Here is an 18,108-nt window from a genome sequence, read left to right as displayed (position 1 = left end):
CGTAAAAAGAGTGTACAATGGAAACAATCGCAATTCATGGGGAGGATCAGCATATGACAGAGCATTGGAAGGAAGTGCTAGCCGTCGATCCGTATGTCGTCAAAAGCGCTTCATTGCTCGGTGACATCGATAGACAGCTCATCACTCTTTTATATCAGCCGCTTATTGGTATGTCCGCTTTCAGCTTATACATGACGCTGTGGGGTGAGCTGGAACAAAATCGTATGTGGGGGAAACCTGCACCTCATCGGCAGCTCATGGTCATGCTGCAGACGAATTTAAATGATATTTTTGAGGAACGTTTAAAGCTTGAAGCGATCGGCTTACTCCGCACATATGAACAGGAAACGGAAGAAGGCAGACTGTTTACATATGAGCTTGTACCGCCGCTAAGACCAGATGAATTTTTCCAAGATGGTATGTTGAATGTTTTGCTGTACCATCGTGTAGAGAAAGCAAAATATATGCAGATTCGCGATTATTTCTCCTATCCGGGTGTTCCTGCAGAAGCAAAGAACATTTCACGGTCGTTTGAAGAAGTCTTTCACGTATTGCAGCCAGGCGAGCGCAAGATGACAGAAGAAATTCATCAGGCGTCATCGCTTGAGCAAGGCTATGAATATGTGACCGTTGGATCGAGTCAGCCGGCACCGCTCTCAGACGAATCCTTTGATTTCGATCTATTATTAGCCGGTATGTCTGACATGATGATTCCAAGGAAGGCTTTGACAAAGCAGGTAAAAGAAACAATTAAGAAGTTAGCTGTTGTATACGGCATCACCCCGCTTCAAATGCAAAATATTGTAGCAGGTGCATGCGGTTCTGATCAAATGATCTCAACAGAAGAGCTGAGAAAAGCAGCAAGAGACTGGTACCAAATTGAATACAGAGGCGAACAGCCAAAGCTGATTGATCAAAAACAGCCAAGACACTTGCGACAAGATGCTTCAAAGACGCCGGCAGCGGATACTCCAGATGCAAAATTGATTGAAAAACTGGATCATATTTCGCCTAGAGAGCTGCTAAAAGACATGGCAGATGGCATTGAGCCAACGTATGCCGACTTAAGAATTGTCGAAGATATCATGCTCGAGCAGCAGCTAGAGCCAGGTGTCATGAATGTTCTCATCTACTATACATTACTCAAAACAGATATGAAGCTGTCAAAAACATATATGCAAAAAATCGCCGCTCATTGGGTGAGAAAGAAAATCAAAACCGTAGCAGCTGCCATGAAAATTGCCAAAGAAGAGAACAGACAAATGACAGAGTGGGCGCAGCAGAAAAAGCAGCGCAGCCCATATGGTACAGGAAAAGTTGTCCGGGAAGAGAAACTGCCTGACTGGATGAAAGAAACTGAAACAAAAGAACAGCCGGCAAAAGAGCAAACGGACAATCTGTCTACAGAAGACCTCGAACGAGAAAAAGAAAAACTGTTAGATCAGTTTAAAAATATGAAAAAGTACAATGCACATTAAGGTGAGGTGAGATGGGATGAAACCGATCGGTCGTTCATTTGAACAGCTAAAAGGACGAGTAGATTTTCGCGTGAGATACAATCAGATTAAAGAAAGTGTGTTATCTGATGAAGATGTGAAGGCTTTTTTACAGAAGCATCAAGAAGAGATACATGAAGACATGATCAATCGCAGCTTGAACCGGCTCTTTGAATATGTGCAGCAGTCGAAGGGCTGCTCTTACTGCTTAGATGACGAAAACGTTAATGCGATTTTAGATGGGTATCACCCGAAGCTTGTGATCAAAGGTCAGAGTATTGATATTGAATATTCCCCTTGCCTGGTCAAGCTGCGGCTCGATAGGCAGAAGAAACAGCAAGAGCTGATGAAAAGCATGTATATTCCGCAAAATGTCCTTCAAGCGACGTTCGCTGATCTGAACGTTGTGGGAAGACAAGAGGTCATCCAAAAAGTAGGTCAATTCCTCAAAAACTATGATGAGACTGGAAAAGGAAAAGGCTTGTATTTACACGGAAAGTTTGGAGTAGGAAAAACGTATATACTGGCAGCTATTGCGCAGCAGCTAGCGGAGAAAGAATACCCATCTCTCCTTGTTTACGTGCCTGAATTTGTAAGAGAGTTAAAAAATTCATTAGCTGATCATACGCTAGAAGAAAAGCTGAATATGGTCAAGTCCACCCCTATTTTAATGCTTGATGATATTGGGGCAGAATCGATGACAAGCTGGGTGCGGGATGAACTGCTCGGTACGATTTTACAATACCGTATGGCAGAGCAGCTGCCGACATTTTTCTCTTCTAATTTCTCACCAAATGAGCTGAAGCATCACTTTACGTACTCACAGCGGGGAGAAAAAGAAGAGGTCAAAGCCGCTCGTTTAATGGAACGGATTCTCTATTTAGCAGAGCCAGTGTTGCTCGAAGGAGAAAACCGCCGTCATTTATAAAAACGTATGTCACCTGAAGGAGGAGCAAATGAAATGAACAAAAGAAAATGGCTGCTTATTCTTGGGATTGGCATTTTTGCTGCTGCGCTGTGGTGGCTGAATAAACAGCATCTTCAGCTGGCGCCGAAAGATGTGAAGAATTGGGTGCTTCAATTTGGGATGCTGGCTCCCTTTGTTTTTCTTTTCTTATCTCTTTTTCGCCCGTTTGTTCTCGTCCCGATTACCGTCTTTTCGTTGGCGGCAGGTTTGGCATTCGGCAGTGTCCTTGGGACGATTTATGCCCTCATTGGAGCGACAGCCGGGGCAACAGGCTCTTTCATGATTGCTTCAACCTTTCGTGCAAAAAAGAAGGAAACAGAATCAAACAGCCGAAAGCTGAAAGCGGTGACGTCCCGCATTCAGGAGCATGGATTTCTTTATATTTTGTTATTGCGTATTGCACCGATTCACTTTGATTTTGTCAGCTATGCGGCAGCTGCTTCACGTGCAAATTATCGTGCATTTGTGACAGCCACCTTTTTAGGCTTAATACCGGGGACAATTGCGTTAAATGTTCTCGGCTCAAGCTTTGTCAGCGGCAATTATGCCGCCTTAGTGGTTGTTTGTTTGATTTATTTGATCTTTATCTCTGTTCCACTCATTTTAAAAAGAAAGATGCCTGATTTATTTTAGGCGTCTATTTTTTATGTTCCCCCCATATATATGTAACAGATGTCGTTAGGGGGGACAAACATGCTTGAAATAATCTTTGAAGATGAATATGATACCGCCGCTTTTTTACATCTTGCTGAACACTTAGACAGTCGGCATCACATGTCAATTCAACAAGGGAAAGACCGGCTTCTCATAGAGGCGAAGGAATCAGAAGAAGCACTTGAGCACATTGTGCGGCCATTATTGGTTCACTTTTTTTTGGAATGCAAAGAAAATGAGCGCATGCGCAGCATCCTTGAAAACACCTATTTGTTTAAAGATCCTGAAGAGCAGCACCAAATTCTTTCCATCGCACACAGTATCATGAACGGGGATTTAGATGATATTCCCGGCATTCAGCAAGACCCGTCAAGAGAAGCCCTTTTAAAAAAGGAGCTTGAGGCGATTTCTTTACAGCAAGGCGTTTTTTCAATTGGTTCATTTATGACATTTAGATTGTCAGAGTATGACCGAAGGCTGAAGAACTATGTTGAAGTGTCCATTGAAGAATACAAAATGGAGCAAGAGTATCAAAATTTCATTCAATCGCTTCGAGACTATGTGATGGCAAGAGAGCCTAGGCTCGAAAAAGTACATGTTGTGCATCAGGAACGCCTGGTGATTTGGGAATTTCGCTACGCTTCTGAGCGTGATCAAAAACAATACATAGACAGACAATTTGTAAGAGAGCATCCAATGTATATTGATTCGCAGCTGATTGCACCGCTTGTCTCCATTGCACCGCAAAAAATTGACCTATTTACAAATGATACAGGTCACTCGATGGTGCAAACCATTCAAAATATCTTTCAAGAAAGGGTCGAGGTGTTCCCGTCTCATTCATTCCAAGAGCAGAATGTTCAATTTGTACATGCTCATTTCAACAAGAAAAGTGAAAAGCTTTCTTGATTTTCACGAAAAAACGTTTTATAATACGGTGTAACTTCATACAGAGACCGTATTGATAAGGACATGAACAAATGAACGCCCGCTTAAAGAGAGGGAAGCCGCGGCTGAAAGCTTCCTAGCAGAGGACCATTTGCTTTACCACCTTTGAACATCAGCTGTGAACTTTTTAGTAATGGCTGACGGGAATTCCCGTTATCGAACCGCAAGCCGTATTTGCTTATGAAAAAGCAAGATGCAAATACGGGAAAAAAGGGTGGAACCACGATTCCGTTTATTCAACCTCGTCCCTTTCCAGGGGGCGGGGTTTTTATATTGCCAAAAAAAGGAGTGACCAGAGATGTCAGAACAAATTCAACTTACATTTCCAGATGGAGCAGTCAAGGAGTTTGACAAAACAGCTACAACAGAAGACATCGCGGCATCAATTAGCCCGGGCCTAAAGAAAAAAGCACTTGCCGGTAAATTGAACGGTAAAGAAATAGATCTGCGTACGCCGCTATTAGAAAGTGGAACAATCGAGATCATCACAGATAAAAGTGAAGAAGCACTCGACATTATGCGCCACAGCACAGCTCATTTGCTAGCGCAGGCGATCAAACGTCTGTATGGAAAAGAGCATCACGTTCAGTTTGGCGTAGGTCCTGTCATCGAAAATGGCTTCTACTACGATGTAGACATCGATGTTGCCATCACACCTGAAGACTTACCAAAGATTGAAAAAGAAATGAAGAAAATCATTAACAGCAATTTGCCAATTGAGCGAATTGAAGTATCAAGAGAAGAAGCGAAAAAGCGCTTTGAAGCGATTGGTGATGAATTGAAGCTTGAGCTGTTAGAGGCGATTCCAGAAGGTGAAGCTGTGACGATTTATGAGCAGGGTGAATTCTTTGACCTCTGCCGCGGGATTCACTTGCCGTCTACAGGGAAAATCAAAGAATTTAAACTGTTAAGCCTTGCCGGTGCATACTGGAGAGGTGACAGTAACAACCAAATGCTTCAGCGTATTTACGGAACAGCTTTCTTCAGCAAAGAAGATTTAAATGAACACTTACGTCTGCTGGAAGAAGCGAAAGAACGCGATCACCGTAAGCTTGGAAAAGAGCTGAAACTGTTTGCGAATTCCCAAAAGGTTGGTCAAGGACTTCCGCTTTGGCTGCCAAAAGGCGCTACAATCCGCCGCGTCATTGAGCGTTACATTGTCGATAAAGAAGTGCGTCTTGGCTATGAACATGTGTACACACCAGTTCTTGCAAGTGTTGAATTGTATAAAACATCAGGACACTGGGCGCATTATCAAGAAGACATGTTCCCAGTAATGGAAATGGACAACGAAGATCTTGTTCTTCGTCCGATGAACTGTCCGCACCATATGATGATTTACAAAAACGAGCCGCACAGCTATCGCGAATTGCCAATTCGTATTGCAGAGCTTGGTACAATGCACCGCTATGAAATGTCAGGTGCCTTATCCGGCCTTCAGCGTGTTCGCGGTATGACATTAAACGATGCACACATCTTTGTTCGTCCAGATCAAATCAAAGACGAGTTCATCCGTACAGTTCGTTTAATTGAAGAAGTGTATCAAGACTTTGGCTTGAATGACTACACATTCCGCTTGTCTTATCGTGATCCAGAAGATACTGAGAAGTATTTCGATGACGATGCGATGTGGAATAAAGCACAATCGATGCTGAAGGATGCAATGGACGAGCTTGGTCACGACTACTATGAAGCAGAAGGCGAAGCGGCATTTTATGGGCCGAAGCTTGATGTACAAGTGAAGACAGCTCTTGGAAAAGAAGAGACATTATCCACTGTACAGCTTGATTTCTTACTTCCAGAACGCTTTGATCTCACATATATCGGAGAAGATGGAAAGCACCATCGTCCAGTCGTGATTCATAGAGGCGTTGTTTCTACAATGGAACGCTTCGTTGCCTTCTTAATTGAAGAATACAAAGGAGCCCTTCCAACATGGCTGGCACCTGTACAATTCCAAGTCATCCCAGTTTCACCGTCTGTTCATTTAGACTATGCGAAAAAAGTACAAGAACGTTTGCAGCTTGAAGGTCTTCGTGTAGAGCTTGACAGCCGCGATGAAAAAATTGGGTACAAAATTAGAGAAGCGCAAATGCAAAAGATTCCGTACATGCTTGTCGTCGGAGATCAGGAAGCAGAAAATGGCGCTGTCAATGTAAGAAAATACGGGGAACAAGATTCAGAAACAATGGATCTTGAAGCCTTTGTGAAACATGCAGTAGCAGAAGCAAAGAAATAATAAGCACAGCCAGTGATTCTCTTTAGATCACTGGCTTTTTCTTTTTGGAGAACACCTCCACTAGTGATCCAATTCCTAAAAAGAGACGTTTAGATAGTACAAAAGTAAGGGTAAGTATGTACTATTGGTTCGAGACAAATTGGGGGAATGAAAGCGATGATGCAAACAACAAACAATTTATTGTCACATGTATTGGAGCAATCAGCTGTTCTTCGTGCATTAGAGCACTCGCTGGCAATGATTGAATTTAATGTGACAGGTGAAGTTCTATGGGTGAACGATATTTTTGCAAAAGCCATGGGATATTCTAAAGAAGAGATGATCGGTCTTAAACATAGACAGTTCTGTCCTCCGCATATTATAGAACACACGAGCTATCACATGTTTTGGAAGCGTTTGAGAGAAGGTCAAGTCTTTCAGGAAAAAGTGCAGCGGATCACAAAAAACGGCAGCAGCTTATGGCTTGAAGCGACATATTCACCTGTTCAAGATGAAGAAGGAACTGTAGTGGGTGTTGTGAAAGTGGCAACAGATATTACGGAGAGAGAACATACAATGAAGCAAGTCGTAGAAGACCTAAAGGAGATGTCTGCGAAATTAATGGAACGAGCAGAAGTTGGCATTCAGCATAGTCAAAGTGTCAATGCTTCCTTTGATCATATAGCAAACGAAACTGATCAAAATATGAGCTTGCTAAAAGGATTAACGGAGCAGGTAGAGTCCATCAGCTCCATTGCGGCAACCATCAACAGCATTTCTTCACAAACCCAGCTGCTCGCCTTAAATGCAGCAATAGAAGCGGCACATGCGGGTTCCTATGGAAATGGCTTTAGTGTAGTGGCAGCAGAGATTCGAAAGCTTGCGACAAATTCAAAAGAAGCGATCGTCAAGGTAGATCAATATGTGAAGGCGATCCATGCAGAAGTAGAGAAAGTCAGCAGCGGCACAAGCCGGGCAAAGACAACCGTGTTTACAAACCGGGATCTTGTAAAGCAGGCAAGTGAGGAATTCATCGTTGTAGGAGAAGCAGCACGCGGCTTAGACCGGCAAGCGCAAAGTCTAGCGGCAATCATATAGCTCTAAAAATACAAAAACACCCAATCTCGTCAGGAGAAGGGTGTTTTTTTGTTCTATTTTAATATATCAAACAATTCATGTAAGTCTTTGATTTCATAATCAGGCGTCACATCTGTTTCATTTTTCTTGCCATGGCGATTGATCCAAACGGTTTGGATGCCAACGCGAGATGCGCCGAGAATATCTGTTTTCGGATTATCTCCAACCATGATCACTTCGTCTTTTGTTAAGTTTAACAGCTGAAGGCAGTGCTCAAAGATACCCGGGTCAGGTTTGCCTTTCCCGTAATCTCCTGAAATCACGATTTCGTTAAAATAAGGTGCAAGCTCAGGAACACCTGCCAGTTTCTCCTTTTGAAGGCTAGGATCTCCGTTTGTTAAAAGGAGCAATTCGTAGCTGCCTTTCAGGCGGTTTAAAACAGGGTATGTTTCTTCATAGACATATGGGCGTTTTCTGCGTTCTGCTGCAAAGAAATCAGCCAAATATTGTCCAAATGCCTCATCGTCAATTCCCGCTGTCTTTAAGCCGTTGGTCCAAGCGTTTTTACGATACTCTGGTGCAATGGCGTTCAGCTTTTGAAAGCCTTCGCTAATCGGTTCACTAAAATTGGACCACAGTCCTTCGAAAGGATTAATGCCGATCATGACAGTATAATCATATGTTTCATAGGAAGAGTACAGCTTTCTTGCTTCTTCACGTACAATCTGTTCAAACGATTCTGGATCAAGTCCATATTTCTTTTCCGCTTCCCGGCAAGTTTCTTGAAAAGTTGTATGAATGCTTTTTTCATCCCAAAGCAAAGTATCATCTAAATCGAAAAATACGGCTTTCATGATCTTCTCCCTTGTTATGTATGTGTTACCTTCAATTGCAAGTGACAGGCTCATGTTCATTTTACAATAGAAGAAGAGGGCAATAAAGAAAAGATTTGAGAGATATTTGATCATTGACCGCACATGATAGAATAGAAAGACAATAGATATGACATACATCATTTGAGGTGGCCGGTTTGCTTCATTTAATTATCATGATGATCGAGCGTGTGGGGATCATCGTTATTTTAGGATTTGTGCTTGCCCATGTGAAGGGCTTTCGCAATCTATTGCTACATAATCAAGGATTTAGGAAAAAGGCAATCCTAGTCTTCATTTTTGCTTCTTTTAGTATTATCAGCAATTACACAGGAATTGAAATCCAGCAGCAAATTGTCATGAATCATGAGTTTTCTTATCATCTTGGCTCGTCCAGCTCTATCGCCAATACGAGAATTATGGGGATCGAAATGGGTGGCTTGATCGGGGGGCCGTTTGTAGGGATTGGTGCAGGGCTTTTAGCTGGAATCCATCGCTATACCCTAGGAGGAAGCACCGCGCTCAGCTGTGCGATTTCTTCCATTTTAGCGGGTGTCATTGCAGGCTATGTCGGCAGCAGATTTAAGCGGAGAAATCGAATGGTCACACCTCGCCAAGCAGCTCTTTTTGGTGTAGCGATGGAATCATTACAGATGATCATTATCCTTCTGTTTGCAAGGCCATTTGCGGATGCATGGGGGCTTGTCAGTATCATCGCTTTGCCGATGATCTTCGTAAATGGAATCGGCAGCTTTATCTTTTTATCTATTTTACAGTCAGTCATTCGGCAAGAAGAGCAGGCAAAAGCGATGCAGACACATCGAGTATTTTCGATCGCCGATCAAACACTGCCTTTTTTCCGCCAAGGGTTAAATGAACAGTCATGTAAAAGTGTGGCGGAGATCATTCATCGATTGACTGAAACAGATGCGGTCTCCTTAACAGACACAGAAAAGATTTTAGCGCATGTCGGAGATGGAGCAGATCATCATATTCCATCTAAAAGCTTGATTACGGGGCTGTCGAAACAAGTATTGATGAGCGGCAAGATTATGAAGGCACATTCGAAGGACGAAATCAATTGTTCAGTCGCCCATTGCCCTCTTGAAGCCGCAATCGTGCTGCCGCTCACTTCTAACGGTCAAACGATTGGAACGTTAAAAATGTATTTCAATTCTCCGGTCGGATTAAGCAGGGTGGAAGAGGAGCTTGCAGAAGGTTTGGCGATGCTGTTTTCCACACAGCTTGAGCTTGGGGAGGCGGAAACCCAAAGCCGCCTGCTAAAAGATGCAGAGATCAAAGCACTTCAAGCACAAGTGAACCCGCACTTTTTATTTAACGCCATTAATACCATCTCTGTTTTATGCAGAACCAATATGGAGATGGCAAGGAAGCTGCTGCTGCAGCTAAGTATTTATTTTCGTTCAAATATGCAAGGTGCCCGCCAGCTGCTGATTCCAATGCATAAAGAGATTCAGCATGTGGAGGCATATTTATCACTCGAACAAGCAAGGTTTCCAAATAAGTACCATGTGACCTTTCAAATTGAAAAGGAGCTGGAGCAGGTGATGATTCCGCCCTTTGTGCTTCAGGTGCTTGTTGAAAACGCAGTGAGACATGCTTTTCCTAAACATCAAACGAATTGTGAAGTCATCGTATCCGCTTTGATGAAAGATGGGCATGTTTATATGAAAGTGACAGATAATGGACAGGGGATTGAAGATGATAAGATGGCTCAGCTATTAAAAGCGCCTGTCAAATCACTAGAAGGAACAGGGACAGCCCTTTTTAATTTAGATCAGCGGTTAAGAGGAATTTTTGGCAGACAAGCCGCTTTATCCATTCATAGTGACCAAGGCACTGACATCTCATTTCGCATTCCGATGGACTATGTAAAAAAGGATGATTCTCGTTGATGAAAGTATTAATCGTAGATGATGAAGTGTTAGCAAGAGATGAATTAAAATACTTATTACGAAGAACGAAAGAGGATGTTCAAATAGAGGAAGCAGAAAATATAGAATCTGCTTTTGACCGGATGGTCGACCATAAGCCGGATCTGCTCTTTTTAGACATTGATTTATCTGGTGAGAACGGATTTGATATTGCCAAAAGGCTTAACCGGATGTCTGATCCGCCGGCGGTTGTATTTGCGACAGCCTTTGATCAATATGCGCTGAAGGCGTTTGAGGTAAGTGCGCTTGATTACTTAACAAAACCATTTGATGAAGAGCGGCTGCTCCAGACCATCCAGAAGTTTAAAAAATGGAAATCTGTTGAGACGCAAGAGCACCAGGTGTCAGATGAGAAAGCGCCCCGCCAGCAAAAATTAGCGATCTCAGTCGATGACTCAATTGTGATCCTGCAAGTTGAAGAGATCATGTATGTAGGACTTATCGAGGGGAAAAAGGTCGTGAAAACAAAAAATCACATGTATGAGGTCTCAGAACCGCTTGTGGTCATTGAAAAGAAACTTCCTGAGGCTTACTTTATGAGGGTTCATCGCAGCTATATCGTGAATACCTCTCATATGAAAGAAGTACAGCCGTGGTTTAATTCGACGTATAATCTGCATATGACAGACGGGTCCATCATTCCTGTCAGCCGTACATATGCGAAAGAATTAAAGAAGTCGCTCCTGCTAGAGTAGGAGGGCTTTTTTTGTTTGTATTTCAATACTCGTTTTTTGCATTTCAGTCATTGAATCCAGCGAGTTTTATTGTAAACGCTTCATTCATTTATTTCATGCCCTATACTGAGGGCAGTCGAAGAAAGAGGTGAAGGGGCATGAGTGCCACGAAAGTATATGGATTTCTATCTCAAGCATTTATTTTTGCAACCGTAATGTTCGTTTCTAATCTCATTTCAATGTATTTACCGATTCCGATGCCCGCATCCGTCATTGGTTTGGTTCTATTATTTGTTTTGTTAACAACGAAAATCGTCAAACTAGAGCAGGTGGAGCAATTAGGTACATCATTGACAGGACTCATTAGCTTTCTATTTGTTCCCTCTGGGATCTCAGTTATTCAATCATTAGGTGTCATGCAAGAAGTAGGTGTGCAAGTCGTCGGTGTCATTATCATTGCAACCATTATGCTACTTGCAGCGACAGGGCTGTTTTCGCAGCTTCTCATGCAATTATCAGAAAGACCGCAGAAACGTAAAGAGACAAAGGAGAGTAAATCTGCTCCTTCTCATTCAAATAAACCAGCTTCAAGTACGCATTAAAGGAGAGATGCAAAATGGGTACAAGTACGATGAGCCCTTATTTTGGCATTGTCGTCTCATTGGTCGCTTTTGGAATAGGGACATTCTTATTTAAAAAATCAAAAGGCTTCTTCTTGTTCACCCCGCTGTTTGTGGCGATGGTACTAGGCATTTTATTTTTGAAAGTTGGCGGTTTTTCCTACGCAGATTATAATGAGGGCGGCAAGATTATCAAATTTTTCTTAGAGCCTGCAACGATTGCTTTCGCTATCCCGCTTTATAAGCAGCGAGCCTTGCTTAAAAAATATTGGTGGCAAATTTTATCTGCTATTTTTGTAGGTTCACTTTGTTCTATTACGATCGTATATCTCGTAGCAAAAGGAATTCATTTAGATGCGGCTGTGATGAAAAGCATGCTTCCACAAGCAGCGACAACAGCGATTGCTCTTCCAATTGCAAAGGATATTGGCGGAATCGCAGATATCACAGCCTTTGCGGTCATATTTAACGCAGTCATTGTCTATGCACTAGGTGCTTTCTTCTTAAAATTGTTTCGCATTAAAAACCCAGTGGCAAAAGGTCTTGCACTTGGTACATCAGGACATGCGCTTGGGGTTTCTGTTGGAATTGAGATGGGAGAAGTAGAAGCAGCGATGGCAAGTATCGCCGTTGTAGTCGTAGGAGTTGTGACCGTTATCGTCATCCCAATCTTTATGCAGTTGATTCTTTGATGCCGTCATGGTGTGAAAAAGTCTTGCCCAATTCGTCTCATCGTGTTAAACTGAAAAAGTTGTTTCAAGAGTTCGGTTACTTGACGGACAAATGAAAATTGTGTAGAATAGTTAACGAATTGAATAGATATCACAAGCAGAAGCACCCGCTTCTCACCTGATTGACACATGTTTGTAGTTGACAGGTTGACCGTACATTTATTTTTTCATGCAAATGTTCGCAGTGTGGGTGTTTTATATGCCCACACTTTTTGTTTGCCTGTAAAACATACAACGAAATGGTCAAAATGAATTGTGAACTCAATTCAAAATCTCATGGAGGTGGCTCACTATTAGCAAAGATCAATTAGTTAATGAAGGTATTCGTGCGCGTGAAGTTCGTTTGATCGGACAAAATGGCGATCAGCTTGGGATTAAAACCCGCCAGGAAGCTCTGGAAATTGCTGCTAAAGCTAATCTTGACCTTGTGTTAGTTGCTGCAAATGCAAAACCACCTGTTTGCCGAATCATGGACTATGGTAAGTTCCGATTCGAACAGCAGAAGAAGGAAAAAGAGGCACGTAAGAATCAAAAAATCATTAGCTTAAAAGAAGTTCGGTTGAGCCCGACAATCGATGAACATGATTTTAACACGAAGCTCCGTAATGCAATCAAATTCCTTGAAAAGGGAGATAAAGTGAAAGCTTCTATCCGCTTTAAAGGCCGTGCGATTACGCATAAAGAAATCGGACAGCGCGTGTTAGACCGTTTCTCTGAAGCTTGCGCTGAAGTAGCAACAGTAGAAACAAAACCTAAGATGGACGGACGCAGCATGTTCCTCATGCTTGCACCAAAAGTCGAAAAGTAAAGTAACAGAGGGAGGAAACATCCAATGCCAAAAATGAAAACTCACCGCGGATCTGCTAAACGTTTCAAAAAAACAGGTTCTGGTAAACTTAAACGTTCTCATGCGTACACAAGTCACTTGTTCGCTAACAAATCTACAAAGCAAAAACGTAAATTGCGTAAGAGCGCAATCGTAAGTGCTGGAGATTTCAAACGTATCAAACAACAACTTGCAAACATCAAGTAATTTGGAATAGGAATCATAGGAGGGAATTACAATGCCAAGAGTAAAAGGCGGAACTGTGTCGCGTCAGCGTCGTAAAAAGGTTCTTAAATTAGCAAAAGGTTATTTCGGTTCAAAACATAGATTATACAAAGTAGCAAACCAACAGGTGATGAAATCTGGAAACTACGCTTTCCGTGACCGTCGTCAGAAAAAACGTGACTTCCGTAAACTATGGATCACTCGTATCAACGCTGCAGCTCGTATGAACGGTCTTTCTTACAGCCGTTTAATGCATGGCTTAAAGCTTTCTGGTATCGAAGTAAACCGCAAAATGCTTGCTGACCTTGCTGTGAATGACCTAAATGCATTCAATCAGCTTGCTGATGCTGCAAAAGCACAACTAGACAAGTAAGTTTTATAAAAGATCATTCCTTCGAGGGGTGATCTTTTTTTCTCATCATGTGAGGTGAAATGAATGAATATGGCTTTGATCCTGCTGCTTATTTTAGTGAATGGCTACGGCTTTTTTCTCATGGGTGAGGACAAACGCCGGGCCAAAGCACATAAATGGAGAATTTCAGAGGCGCATTTATGGAGTGCTGCGGTTCTTTTTGGCGCTGCCGGATCGTATCTAGGAATGCAGTATTTCCGGCATAAAACAAAGCATCCTGCCTTTCAAATCGGCATGCCTGTATTAATTATTTTGCAGTTGATCCTATTAGGATATATCCAAGTTATTTGAAAAAGGAGCAGACGCCATTAGGACGGCGTGTCTGCTCCTTTTTTTTGTTTGATTTTTTTAATAGGCTGATCCCAATCAATTTTTGTTTGAGGATAACGCTCGATTATGTTTTCCTCCAGTTTTTCAAAGTCTTCTAATGTAAATTCACTCAGCTTCTCAGGTGACTCCGTCCAAACGTAAATGGAGTGGACAAACAGAGGATGATCCTTAGAAGGAACATGCTTCTCCCCTTCAAACAAGACACCTTTATAGACGAAATTAAAATTTTTGCGCGCATTTTGCTGTTCGTCCATAAAATAAAAGCCTTCTTTTAATTGTGCTTGTTTCAGCTTTCTTCTCGGATTTGAGAAGAATTTTACCGCCATGTAGAAGATGTAGACAAGCAGTGCAACAAGAGCTAGTCTCATGAGGATTACAAACATGACAGGATGCACCTCCAATACCGTTATCTGATGTACTACGAATGAAAACGCCAAAAGGTTTCAACTTTTTTTAAAAAAATATTTCGTAAAACGAAAAAATATTCATAAAAAGATCGTATTGAACGAAAGAGGTTTTGTATAATAAGAATGCACCATGAAGATAAAGGAGGATAAATGGAATGACAAAGCTCGATCAAACATTAACTATGCTGAAAGACCTAACGGATGCAAAAGGGGTTCCAGGAAATGAACGTGATGTCAAAAAAGTCATGCAGACATACATAGAATCATATGCAGATGAAGTCTCTACAGACCGCCTTGGCAGCTTGATCGCTAAAAAGGAAGGAAACGCTAACGGACCTAAAATTATGCTCGCTGGTCACTTAGATGAAGTAGGATTCATGGTGACAAAAATTGATGACAAAGGCTACATTCGTTTTCAAACAGTCGGCGGCTGGTGGTCACAAGTCATGCTCGCCCAGCGTGTCACCATTGTGACGAAAAAGGGAGAGATCACAGGGGTAATTGGTTCAAAGCCACCACACGTCTTGTCACCTGAAGCTCGTAAAAAGTCAATTGAGATTACGGATATGTTTATTGATATTGGGGCGTCAAGCAAAGAACAGGCAATGGAGTGGGGCGTGCTGCCTGGAGATCAAATCGTTCCTTACTTTGAGTTTACAGTCATGAATGATGAAAAAATGCTCCTTGCAAAAGCATGGGACAACCGCATTGGCTGTGCAGTGGCCATTGATGTCATGAAAAACTTACACAATGCTCAGCATGAGAATATTGCTTACAGCGTCGCAACTGTCCAAGAGGAAGTAGGCCTGCGCGGAGCCAAAACAGCAGCGGCTACAATTCAGCCCGATATTGGATTTGCCATTGATGTAGGTGTAGCAGGAGATACACCAGGCATCACTGAGAAAGAAGCAACTAGCAAACTTGGCAAAGGCCCAACGATTGTTGTATTTGATGCTTCAATGGTCTCTCATAAAGGACTTCGTGATTTTGTTGTCCAAACAGCTGATGAGCTGAACATTCCTTATCAATATGACTCAATGCCTGGCGGTGGGACAGATGCTGGCGGTATTCATTTAACAGGTCATGGAGTTCCATCACTATCTATCGGGATTCCGAGCAGATATATTCATACCCATGCTGCAATGATTCATCGAGATGATTATGAAAATGCAGTGAAGCTTTTAACAGAAGTGATCAAAAGACTTGATCAAAAAACCGTTGAACAGATTACGTACGGTTCTTAAGTAAGAATGCCTTTCCTCAGTACAGGGGAAAGGCTTTTTTTATTGAATTTCCCAGGAAATGAACGGTGTGTTCAAGTTGAGCCAAAAGAACTGTTTTTGGTAAAAGAAGAGAGTGTTTCCTAGTGAATAAGGCACATGTGATCGAGCGTTTATTTTTGTAAGATGAAAGCAATAAAAAGGACAGAGCTAGAATGCCCTGTCAAAAGAGAGTTTATGGAAGTAGGTGAAGCTACCTTAAGAATAAACACATTATTCTTATTTGTCAACTTGGTTTTAAAAGAAAGAAAAATCAATCAATTTATGTTATATTTGTAACAAATTGTTCATGCAAAGGGGATGGTTAAATGAATGCGGTTACAATTGTAATAGGATCTATGTGTATTTTAGCGATTGCCTATCGTCTTTATGGCACATTTATGATGGTCAAGGTATTAAAGGTCACAGATGATCATCCTACACCGGCTCACACGCTAGAGGACGGGAAAGATTATGTGCCGACAAATAAATGGGTCACATTTGGGCATCACTTTGCTGCGATTGCAGCTGCTGGCCCGTTAGTGGGTCCGATTTTAGCCGCTCAATTTGGATATTTACCTGGTCTCCTTTGGCTTTTAATTGGTGCAGTCATAGGCGGAGCTGTACATGATCTAGTCGTCTTATTTGCGTCGATGCGAAAAAAGGGGAAATCATTATCAGAGGTAGCGAAGGAAGAGCTGGGACCTGTTGCCGGGTTTTGTACAGGGCTTGCGATGCTGTTTATTATTACCATCACAATGGCAGGTTTGTCTATGGTTGTGCTTCATGCTTTAGAACGTAACCCTTGGGGGACATTTGCAGTTGGAATCACGATTCCGATTGCAATGGGGGTTGGTCTGTATTATAAAAAAACAGGCAATTTAAAGCTGGCGACATCTGCGGGATTTATTTTGCTGATGTTTGGTGTATTCCTTGGACCAAATATTCAAGGAACGGCACTAGGTGATTTTTTAACACTTGATACAAAAACGCTTGCTCTTGCCCTGCCGATCTATGCCTTTTTTGCTGCGGCTCTGCCAGTTTGGCTGCTGCTTGCACCGAGGGACTATTTAAGTAGTTTTATGAAAATTGGTGTATTCATTGCGCTGATTGCCGGAATCTTTGTCGTGAATCCGTCCATTCAATTCCCGGAGTTTACAGAGTTTGTGAATGGAGGAGGACCTGTATTAGCTGGTCCTGTCTGGCCATTTATTTCGATTACCATTGCTTGCGGTGCCATTTCTGGTTTCCACGCATTTGTTGGTTCAGGGACAACACCTAAGATGCTGGACCGATGGAGTGATATGAAGCCTGTTGCGTTTGGCGCAATGCTTGTGGAATGCTTAGTTGGGATTATGGCTTTAATTGCGGCTACTGCCCTGCATCCAGGAGATTATTTTGCGATAAACAGTACGCCAGAAGTGTTCCGTACACTCGGTATGAGTGTCGAAAACCTTCCGCAGCTGAGTAAGGAAATCGGCCTCGACTTAGAAGGAAGAACGGGTGGTGCCGTAACATTAGCGGTAGGGATGGCGTATATCTTTACGGGGATTCCGTTCTTTAGTCATTTGGCTTCTTACTTCTTTCAGTTCGTCATTATGTTTGAGGCTGTCTTTATTTTAACTGCTATTGATGCGGGGACACGTGTGGCACGCTATTTGATTCAAGACTTCTTAGGTGAAGCATATAAACCGCTTAAACGAACTGACTGGGTACCTGGTTCGGTGTTTGCAAGTGCGCTTGCTTGTTTTATGTGGGGATACTTACTTTACTCAGGGGACATCGGGTCTATTTGGGCGCTGTTTGGGGTTTCAAATCAGTTAATGGCCTCGGTTGGGTTAATCATCGGGGCAACCGTTGTATTAAAAATTGCAGATAAAAGGCGATATATGCTGACTTGTTTAATTCCGCTTGCTTACTTATATGTGACGGTGAATTATGCAGGCTATTGGATGGTAGCAAATGTCTATCTCAATCCTGAAGCATCCGGTTACAGCGTGCTGAATGCGGTGCTGTCGATCATCATGCTAATCTTAGGTTTTGTGATTATTGTGTTTGCGATTAAAAAATGGGTCGAAATCTGGCGTGATCCAGCACTTCGAATGGAAACGCCTATCACTGGTTAAATGAAAAAGGCCGGCTTGCTTTTATAAGCAAACCGGCTTCTTTTTATTGCTGCTGCTGAGGCTTTAAGCCTTGTTCTAATGTTTCAAGGATCTCATTTTTCTCGTTTTCTGATGCTTCTTGCCATAGCACTTCGAACAACACGCCAAGGCCTGGCAGCATTTTTTCCTCGCCGCTTTGAATAGCATCTAAAATCGTATGTTCAAGCTGTTCTTGATTATGGCCAGTAATGTTTTGAATGACTGCGCCTCTTAAATTAAAATCCATTGCCCACACTCCTTTTTTGATGGTAATAGCCCTATTCTGTCTCAAA

Annotated in this window: 19 protein-coding genes and 2 other annotated features; of the genes, 16 read left to right on the top strand and 3 right to left on the bottom strand. The window is 42.3% G+C overall.

Translation table 11 applies throughout. The annotated features are described in order from the left end of the window. Window positions 1-53 precede the first annotated feature (53 nt). The 6 genes from NSQ76_RS13995 (at window position 54) to NSQ76_RS13970 (ending at window position 7,381) form a co-directional block, all read left to right on the top strand. The gene (locus NSQ76_RS13995) at window positions 54-1,478 is read left to right on the top strand and encodes a replication initiation and membrane attachment family protein (RefSeq protein ID WP_087978813.1); all 1,425 of its coding nucleotides are present in this window, start codon (window positions 54-56) and stop codon (window positions 1,476-1,478) included. 16 nt (window positions 1,479-1,494) lie between these two features. Beyond that, a complete protein-coding gene (gene dnaI, locus NSQ76_RS13990; RefSeq protein ID WP_341054390.1) occupies window positions 1,495-2,424 on the top strand; it encodes a primosomal protein DnaI in 930 nt (309 codons plus the stop codon). Between the two features lie 33 nt (window positions 2,425-2,457). Then, window positions 2,458-3,096 carry a TVP38/TMEM64 family protein gene (locus NSQ76_RS13985; RefSeq protein WP_341054389.1) on the top strand — a complete coding sequence of 213 codons (639 nt, stop codon included), beginning with the start codon at window positions 2,458-2,460 and terminating at the stop codon, window positions 3,094-3,096. 60 nt (window positions 3,097-3,156) lie between these two features. Further along, the gene (gene ytxC, locus NSQ76_RS13980) at window positions 3,157-4,026 is read left to right on the top strand and encodes a putative sporulation protein YtxC (RefSeq protein ID WP_125587149.1); all 870 of its coding nucleotides are present in this window, start codon (window positions 3,157-3,159) and stop codon (window positions 4,024-4,026) included. A gap of 43 nt (window positions 4,027-4,069) precedes the next feature. Further along, window positions 4,070-4,318 (top strand) — a binding site (T-box leader). Between the two features lie 45 nt (window positions 4,319-4,363). Beyond that, complete coding sequence (gene thrS / locus NSQ76_RS13975) at window positions 4,364-6,304, top strand: threonine--tRNA ligase (RefSeq protein WP_024426134.1); 1,941 nt, start codon at window positions 4,364-4,366, stop codon at window positions 6,302-6,304. A gap of 156 nt (window positions 6,305-6,460) precedes the next feature. Next, window positions 6,461-7,381 carry a methyl-accepting chemotaxis protein gene (locus tag NSQ76_RS13970; protein WP_034624193.1) on the top strand — a complete coding sequence of 307 codons (921 nt, stop codon included), beginning with the start codon at window positions 6,461-6,463 and terminating at the stop codon, window positions 7,379-7,381. A 53-nt stretch (window positions 7,382-7,434) separates the two neighbouring features. Here NSQ76_RS13970 and NSQ76_RS13965 read toward each other — a convergent pair whose 3' ends face one another. Then, window positions 7,435-8,214: an HAD family hydrolase gene (locus tag NSQ76_RS13965; RefSeq protein ID WP_024426132.1), complete on the bottom strand. Its 780-nt coding sequence runs from the start codon at window positions 8,212-8,214 to the stop codon at window positions 7,435-7,437. Between the two features lie 176 nt (window positions 8,215-8,390). Here NSQ76_RS13965 and NSQ76_RS13960 point away from each other — a divergent pair, with 176 nt between their 5' ends. The 8 genes from NSQ76_RS13960 (at window position 8,391) to NSQ76_RS13925 (ending at window position 13,966) form a co-directional block, all read left to right on the top strand. Beyond that, complete coding sequence (locus NSQ76_RS13960) at window positions 8,391-10,148, top strand: sensor histidine kinase (protein WP_341054384.1); 1,758 nt, start codon at window positions 8,391-8,393, stop codon at window positions 10,146-10,148. Continuing rightward, the gene (locus NSQ76_RS13955) at window positions 10,145-10,882 is read left to right on the top strand and encodes a LytR/AlgR family response regulator transcription factor (protein ID WP_024426130.1); all 738 of its coding nucleotides are present in this window, start codon (window positions 10,145-10,147) and stop codon (window positions 10,880-10,882) included. The genes NSQ76_RS13960 and NSQ76_RS13955 overlap by 4 nt, the downstream gene beginning before the upstream one ends. 137 nt (window positions 10,883-11,019) lie before the next feature. Next, complete coding sequence (gene lrgA, locus NSQ76_RS13950; protein WP_024425718.1) at window positions 11,020-11,463, top strand: antiholin-like murein hydrolase modulator LrgA; 444 nt, start codon at window positions 11,020-11,022, stop codon at window positions 11,461-11,463. Window positions 11,464-11,477: 14 nt separating this feature from the next. Beyond that, window positions 11,478-12,173, top strand: coding sequence for an antiholin-like protein LrgB (gene lrgB / locus NSQ76_RS13945; RefSeq protein ID WP_024425719.1), 696 nt, complete (start codon window positions 11,478-11,480; stop codon window positions 12,171-12,173). Window positions 12,174-12,301: 128 nt separating this feature from the next. After that, window positions 12,302-12,433 (top strand) — a sequence feature (ribosomal protein L20 leader region). A 71-nt stretch (window positions 12,434-12,504) separates the two neighbouring features. Further along, on the top strand, window positions 12,505-13,020 hold the full coding sequence (infC, locus tag NSQ76_RS13940; protein ID WP_024425720.1) for a translation initiation factor IF-3: 516 nt from the start codon (window positions 12,505-12,507) through the stop codon (window positions 13,018-13,020). A 24-nt stretch (window positions 13,021-13,044) separates the two neighbouring features. Beyond that, the gene (gene rpmI / locus NSQ76_RS13935; RefSeq protein ID WP_003216324.1) at window positions 13,045-13,245 is read left to right on the top strand and encodes a 50S ribosomal protein L35; all 201 of its coding nucleotides are present in this window, start codon (window positions 13,045-13,047) and stop codon (window positions 13,243-13,245) included. A gap of 31 nt (window positions 13,246-13,276) precedes the next feature. Next, the gene (gene rplT / locus NSQ76_RS13930) at window positions 13,277-13,636 is read left to right on the top strand and encodes a 50S ribosomal protein L20 (protein WP_007501659.1); all 360 of its coding nucleotides are present in this window, start codon (window positions 13,277-13,279) and stop codon (window positions 13,634-13,636) included. 63 nt (window positions 13,637-13,699) lie between these two features. Beyond that, complete coding sequence (locus NSQ76_RS13925; RefSeq protein WP_024426128.1) at window positions 13,700-13,966, top strand: DUF1294 domain-containing protein; 267 nt, start codon at window positions 13,700-13,702, stop codon at window positions 13,964-13,966. Between the two features lie 17 nt (window positions 13,967-13,983). On the opposite strand, the gene NSQ76_RS13920 is transcribed toward NSQ76_RS13925, so the two are convergent. Next, complete coding sequence (locus tag NSQ76_RS13920) at window positions 13,984-14,388, bottom strand: hypothetical protein (RefSeq protein ID WP_024426127.1); 405 nt, start codon at window positions 14,386-14,388, stop codon at window positions 13,984-13,986. A 179-nt stretch (window positions 14,389-14,567) separates the two neighbouring features. Here NSQ76_RS13920 and NSQ76_RS13915 point away from each other — a divergent pair, with 179 nt between their 5' ends. Both NSQ76_RS13915 and cstA read left to right on the top strand, forming a co-directional pair. Next, window positions 14,568-15,656, top strand: coding sequence for a M42 family metallopeptidase (locus NSQ76_RS13915; protein ID WP_025092247.1), 1,089 nt, complete (start codon window positions 14,568-14,570; stop codon window positions 15,654-15,656). 344 nt (window positions 15,657-16,000) lie between these two features. Beyond that, on the top strand, window positions 16,001-17,797 hold the full coding sequence (cstA, locus tag NSQ76_RS13910) for a carbon starvation protein CstA (RefSeq protein ID WP_277722934.1): 1,797 nt from the start codon (window positions 16,001-16,003) through the stop codon (window positions 17,795-17,797). Window positions 17,798-17,840: 43 nt separating this feature from the next. Here cstA and sspI read toward each other — a convergent pair whose 3' ends face one another. After that, complete coding sequence (gene sspI / locus NSQ76_RS13905; RefSeq protein WP_024425725.1) at window positions 17,841-18,062, bottom strand: small acid-soluble spore protein SspI; 222 nt, start codon at window positions 18,060-18,062, stop codon at window positions 17,841-17,843. Window positions 18,063-18,108 lie beyond the last annotated feature (46 nt).

Source organism: Bacillus sp. FSL M8-0256 (assembly GCF_038005765.1).
GTDB lineage: Bacteria > Bacillota > Bacilli > Bacillales > Bacillaceae > Bacillus > Bacillus safensis.
This window is presented reverse-complemented; position numbering and strand designations above follow the sequence as displayed.

Bases quoted from the DNA above. Each gene is read 5' to 3' on its own strand.
- NSQ76_RS13925 (WP_024426128.1), top strand. From the start codon at position 13,700: ATGAATATGGCTTTGATCCTGCTGCTTATTTTAGTGAATGGCTACGGC.
- lrgA (WP_024425718.1), top strand. From the start codon at position 11,020: ATGAGTGCCACGAAAGTATATGGATTTCTATCTCAAGCATTTATTTTT.
- thrS (WP_024426134.1), top strand. From the start codon at position 4,364: ATGTCAGAACAAATTCAACTTACATTTCCAGATGGAGCAGTCAAGGAG.
- cstA (WP_277722934.1), top strand. From the start codon at position 16,001: ATGAATGCGGTTACAATTGTAATAGGATCTATGTGTATTTTAGCGATT.
- dnaI (WP_341054390.1), top strand. From the start codon at position 1,495: ATGAAACCGATCGGTCGTTCATTTGAACAGCTAAAAGGACGAGTAGAT.
- NSQ76_RS13915 (WP_025092247.1), top strand. From the start codon at position 14,568: ATGACAAAGCTCGATCAAACATTAACTATGCTGAAAGACCTAACGGAT.
- lrgB (WP_024425719.1), top strand. From the start codon at position 11,478: ATGGGTACAAGTACGATGAGCCCTTATTTTGGCATTGTCGTCTCATTG.
- ytxC (WP_125587149.1), top strand. From the start codon at position 3,157: ATGCTTGAAATAATCTTTGAAGATGAATATGATACCGCCGCTTTTTTA.
- rplT (WP_007501659.1), top strand. From the start codon at position 13,277: ATGCCAAGAGTAAAAGGCGGAACTGTGTCGCGTCAGCGTCGTAAAAAG.
- NSQ76_RS13920 (WP_024426127.1), bottom strand. From the start codon at position 14,388: ATGTTTGTAATCCTCATGAGACTAGCTCTTGTTGCACTGCTTGTCTAC.
- NSQ76_RS13970 (WP_034624193.1), top strand. From the start codon at position 6,461: ATGATGCAAACAACAAACAATTTATTGTCACATGTATTGGAGCAATCA.
- NSQ76_RS13965 (WP_024426132.1), bottom strand. From the start codon at position 8,214: ATGAAAGCCGTATTTTTCGATTTAGATGATACTTTGCTTTGGGATGAA.
- NSQ76_RS13985 (WP_341054389.1), top strand. From the start codon at position 2,458: ATGAACAAAAGAAAATGGCTGCTTATTCTTGGGATTGGCATTTTTGCT.
- rpmI (WP_003216324.1), top strand. From the start codon at position 13,045: ATGCCAAAAATGAAAACTCACCGCGGATCTGCTAAACGTTTCAAAAAA.
- NSQ76_RS13995 (WP_087978813.1), top strand. From the start codon at position 54: ATGACAGAGCATTGGAAGGAAGTGCTAGCCGTCGATCCGTATGTCGTC.
- sspI (WP_024425725.1), bottom strand. From the start codon at position 18,062: ATGGATTTTAATTTAAGAGGCGCAGTCATTCAAAACATTACTGGCCAT.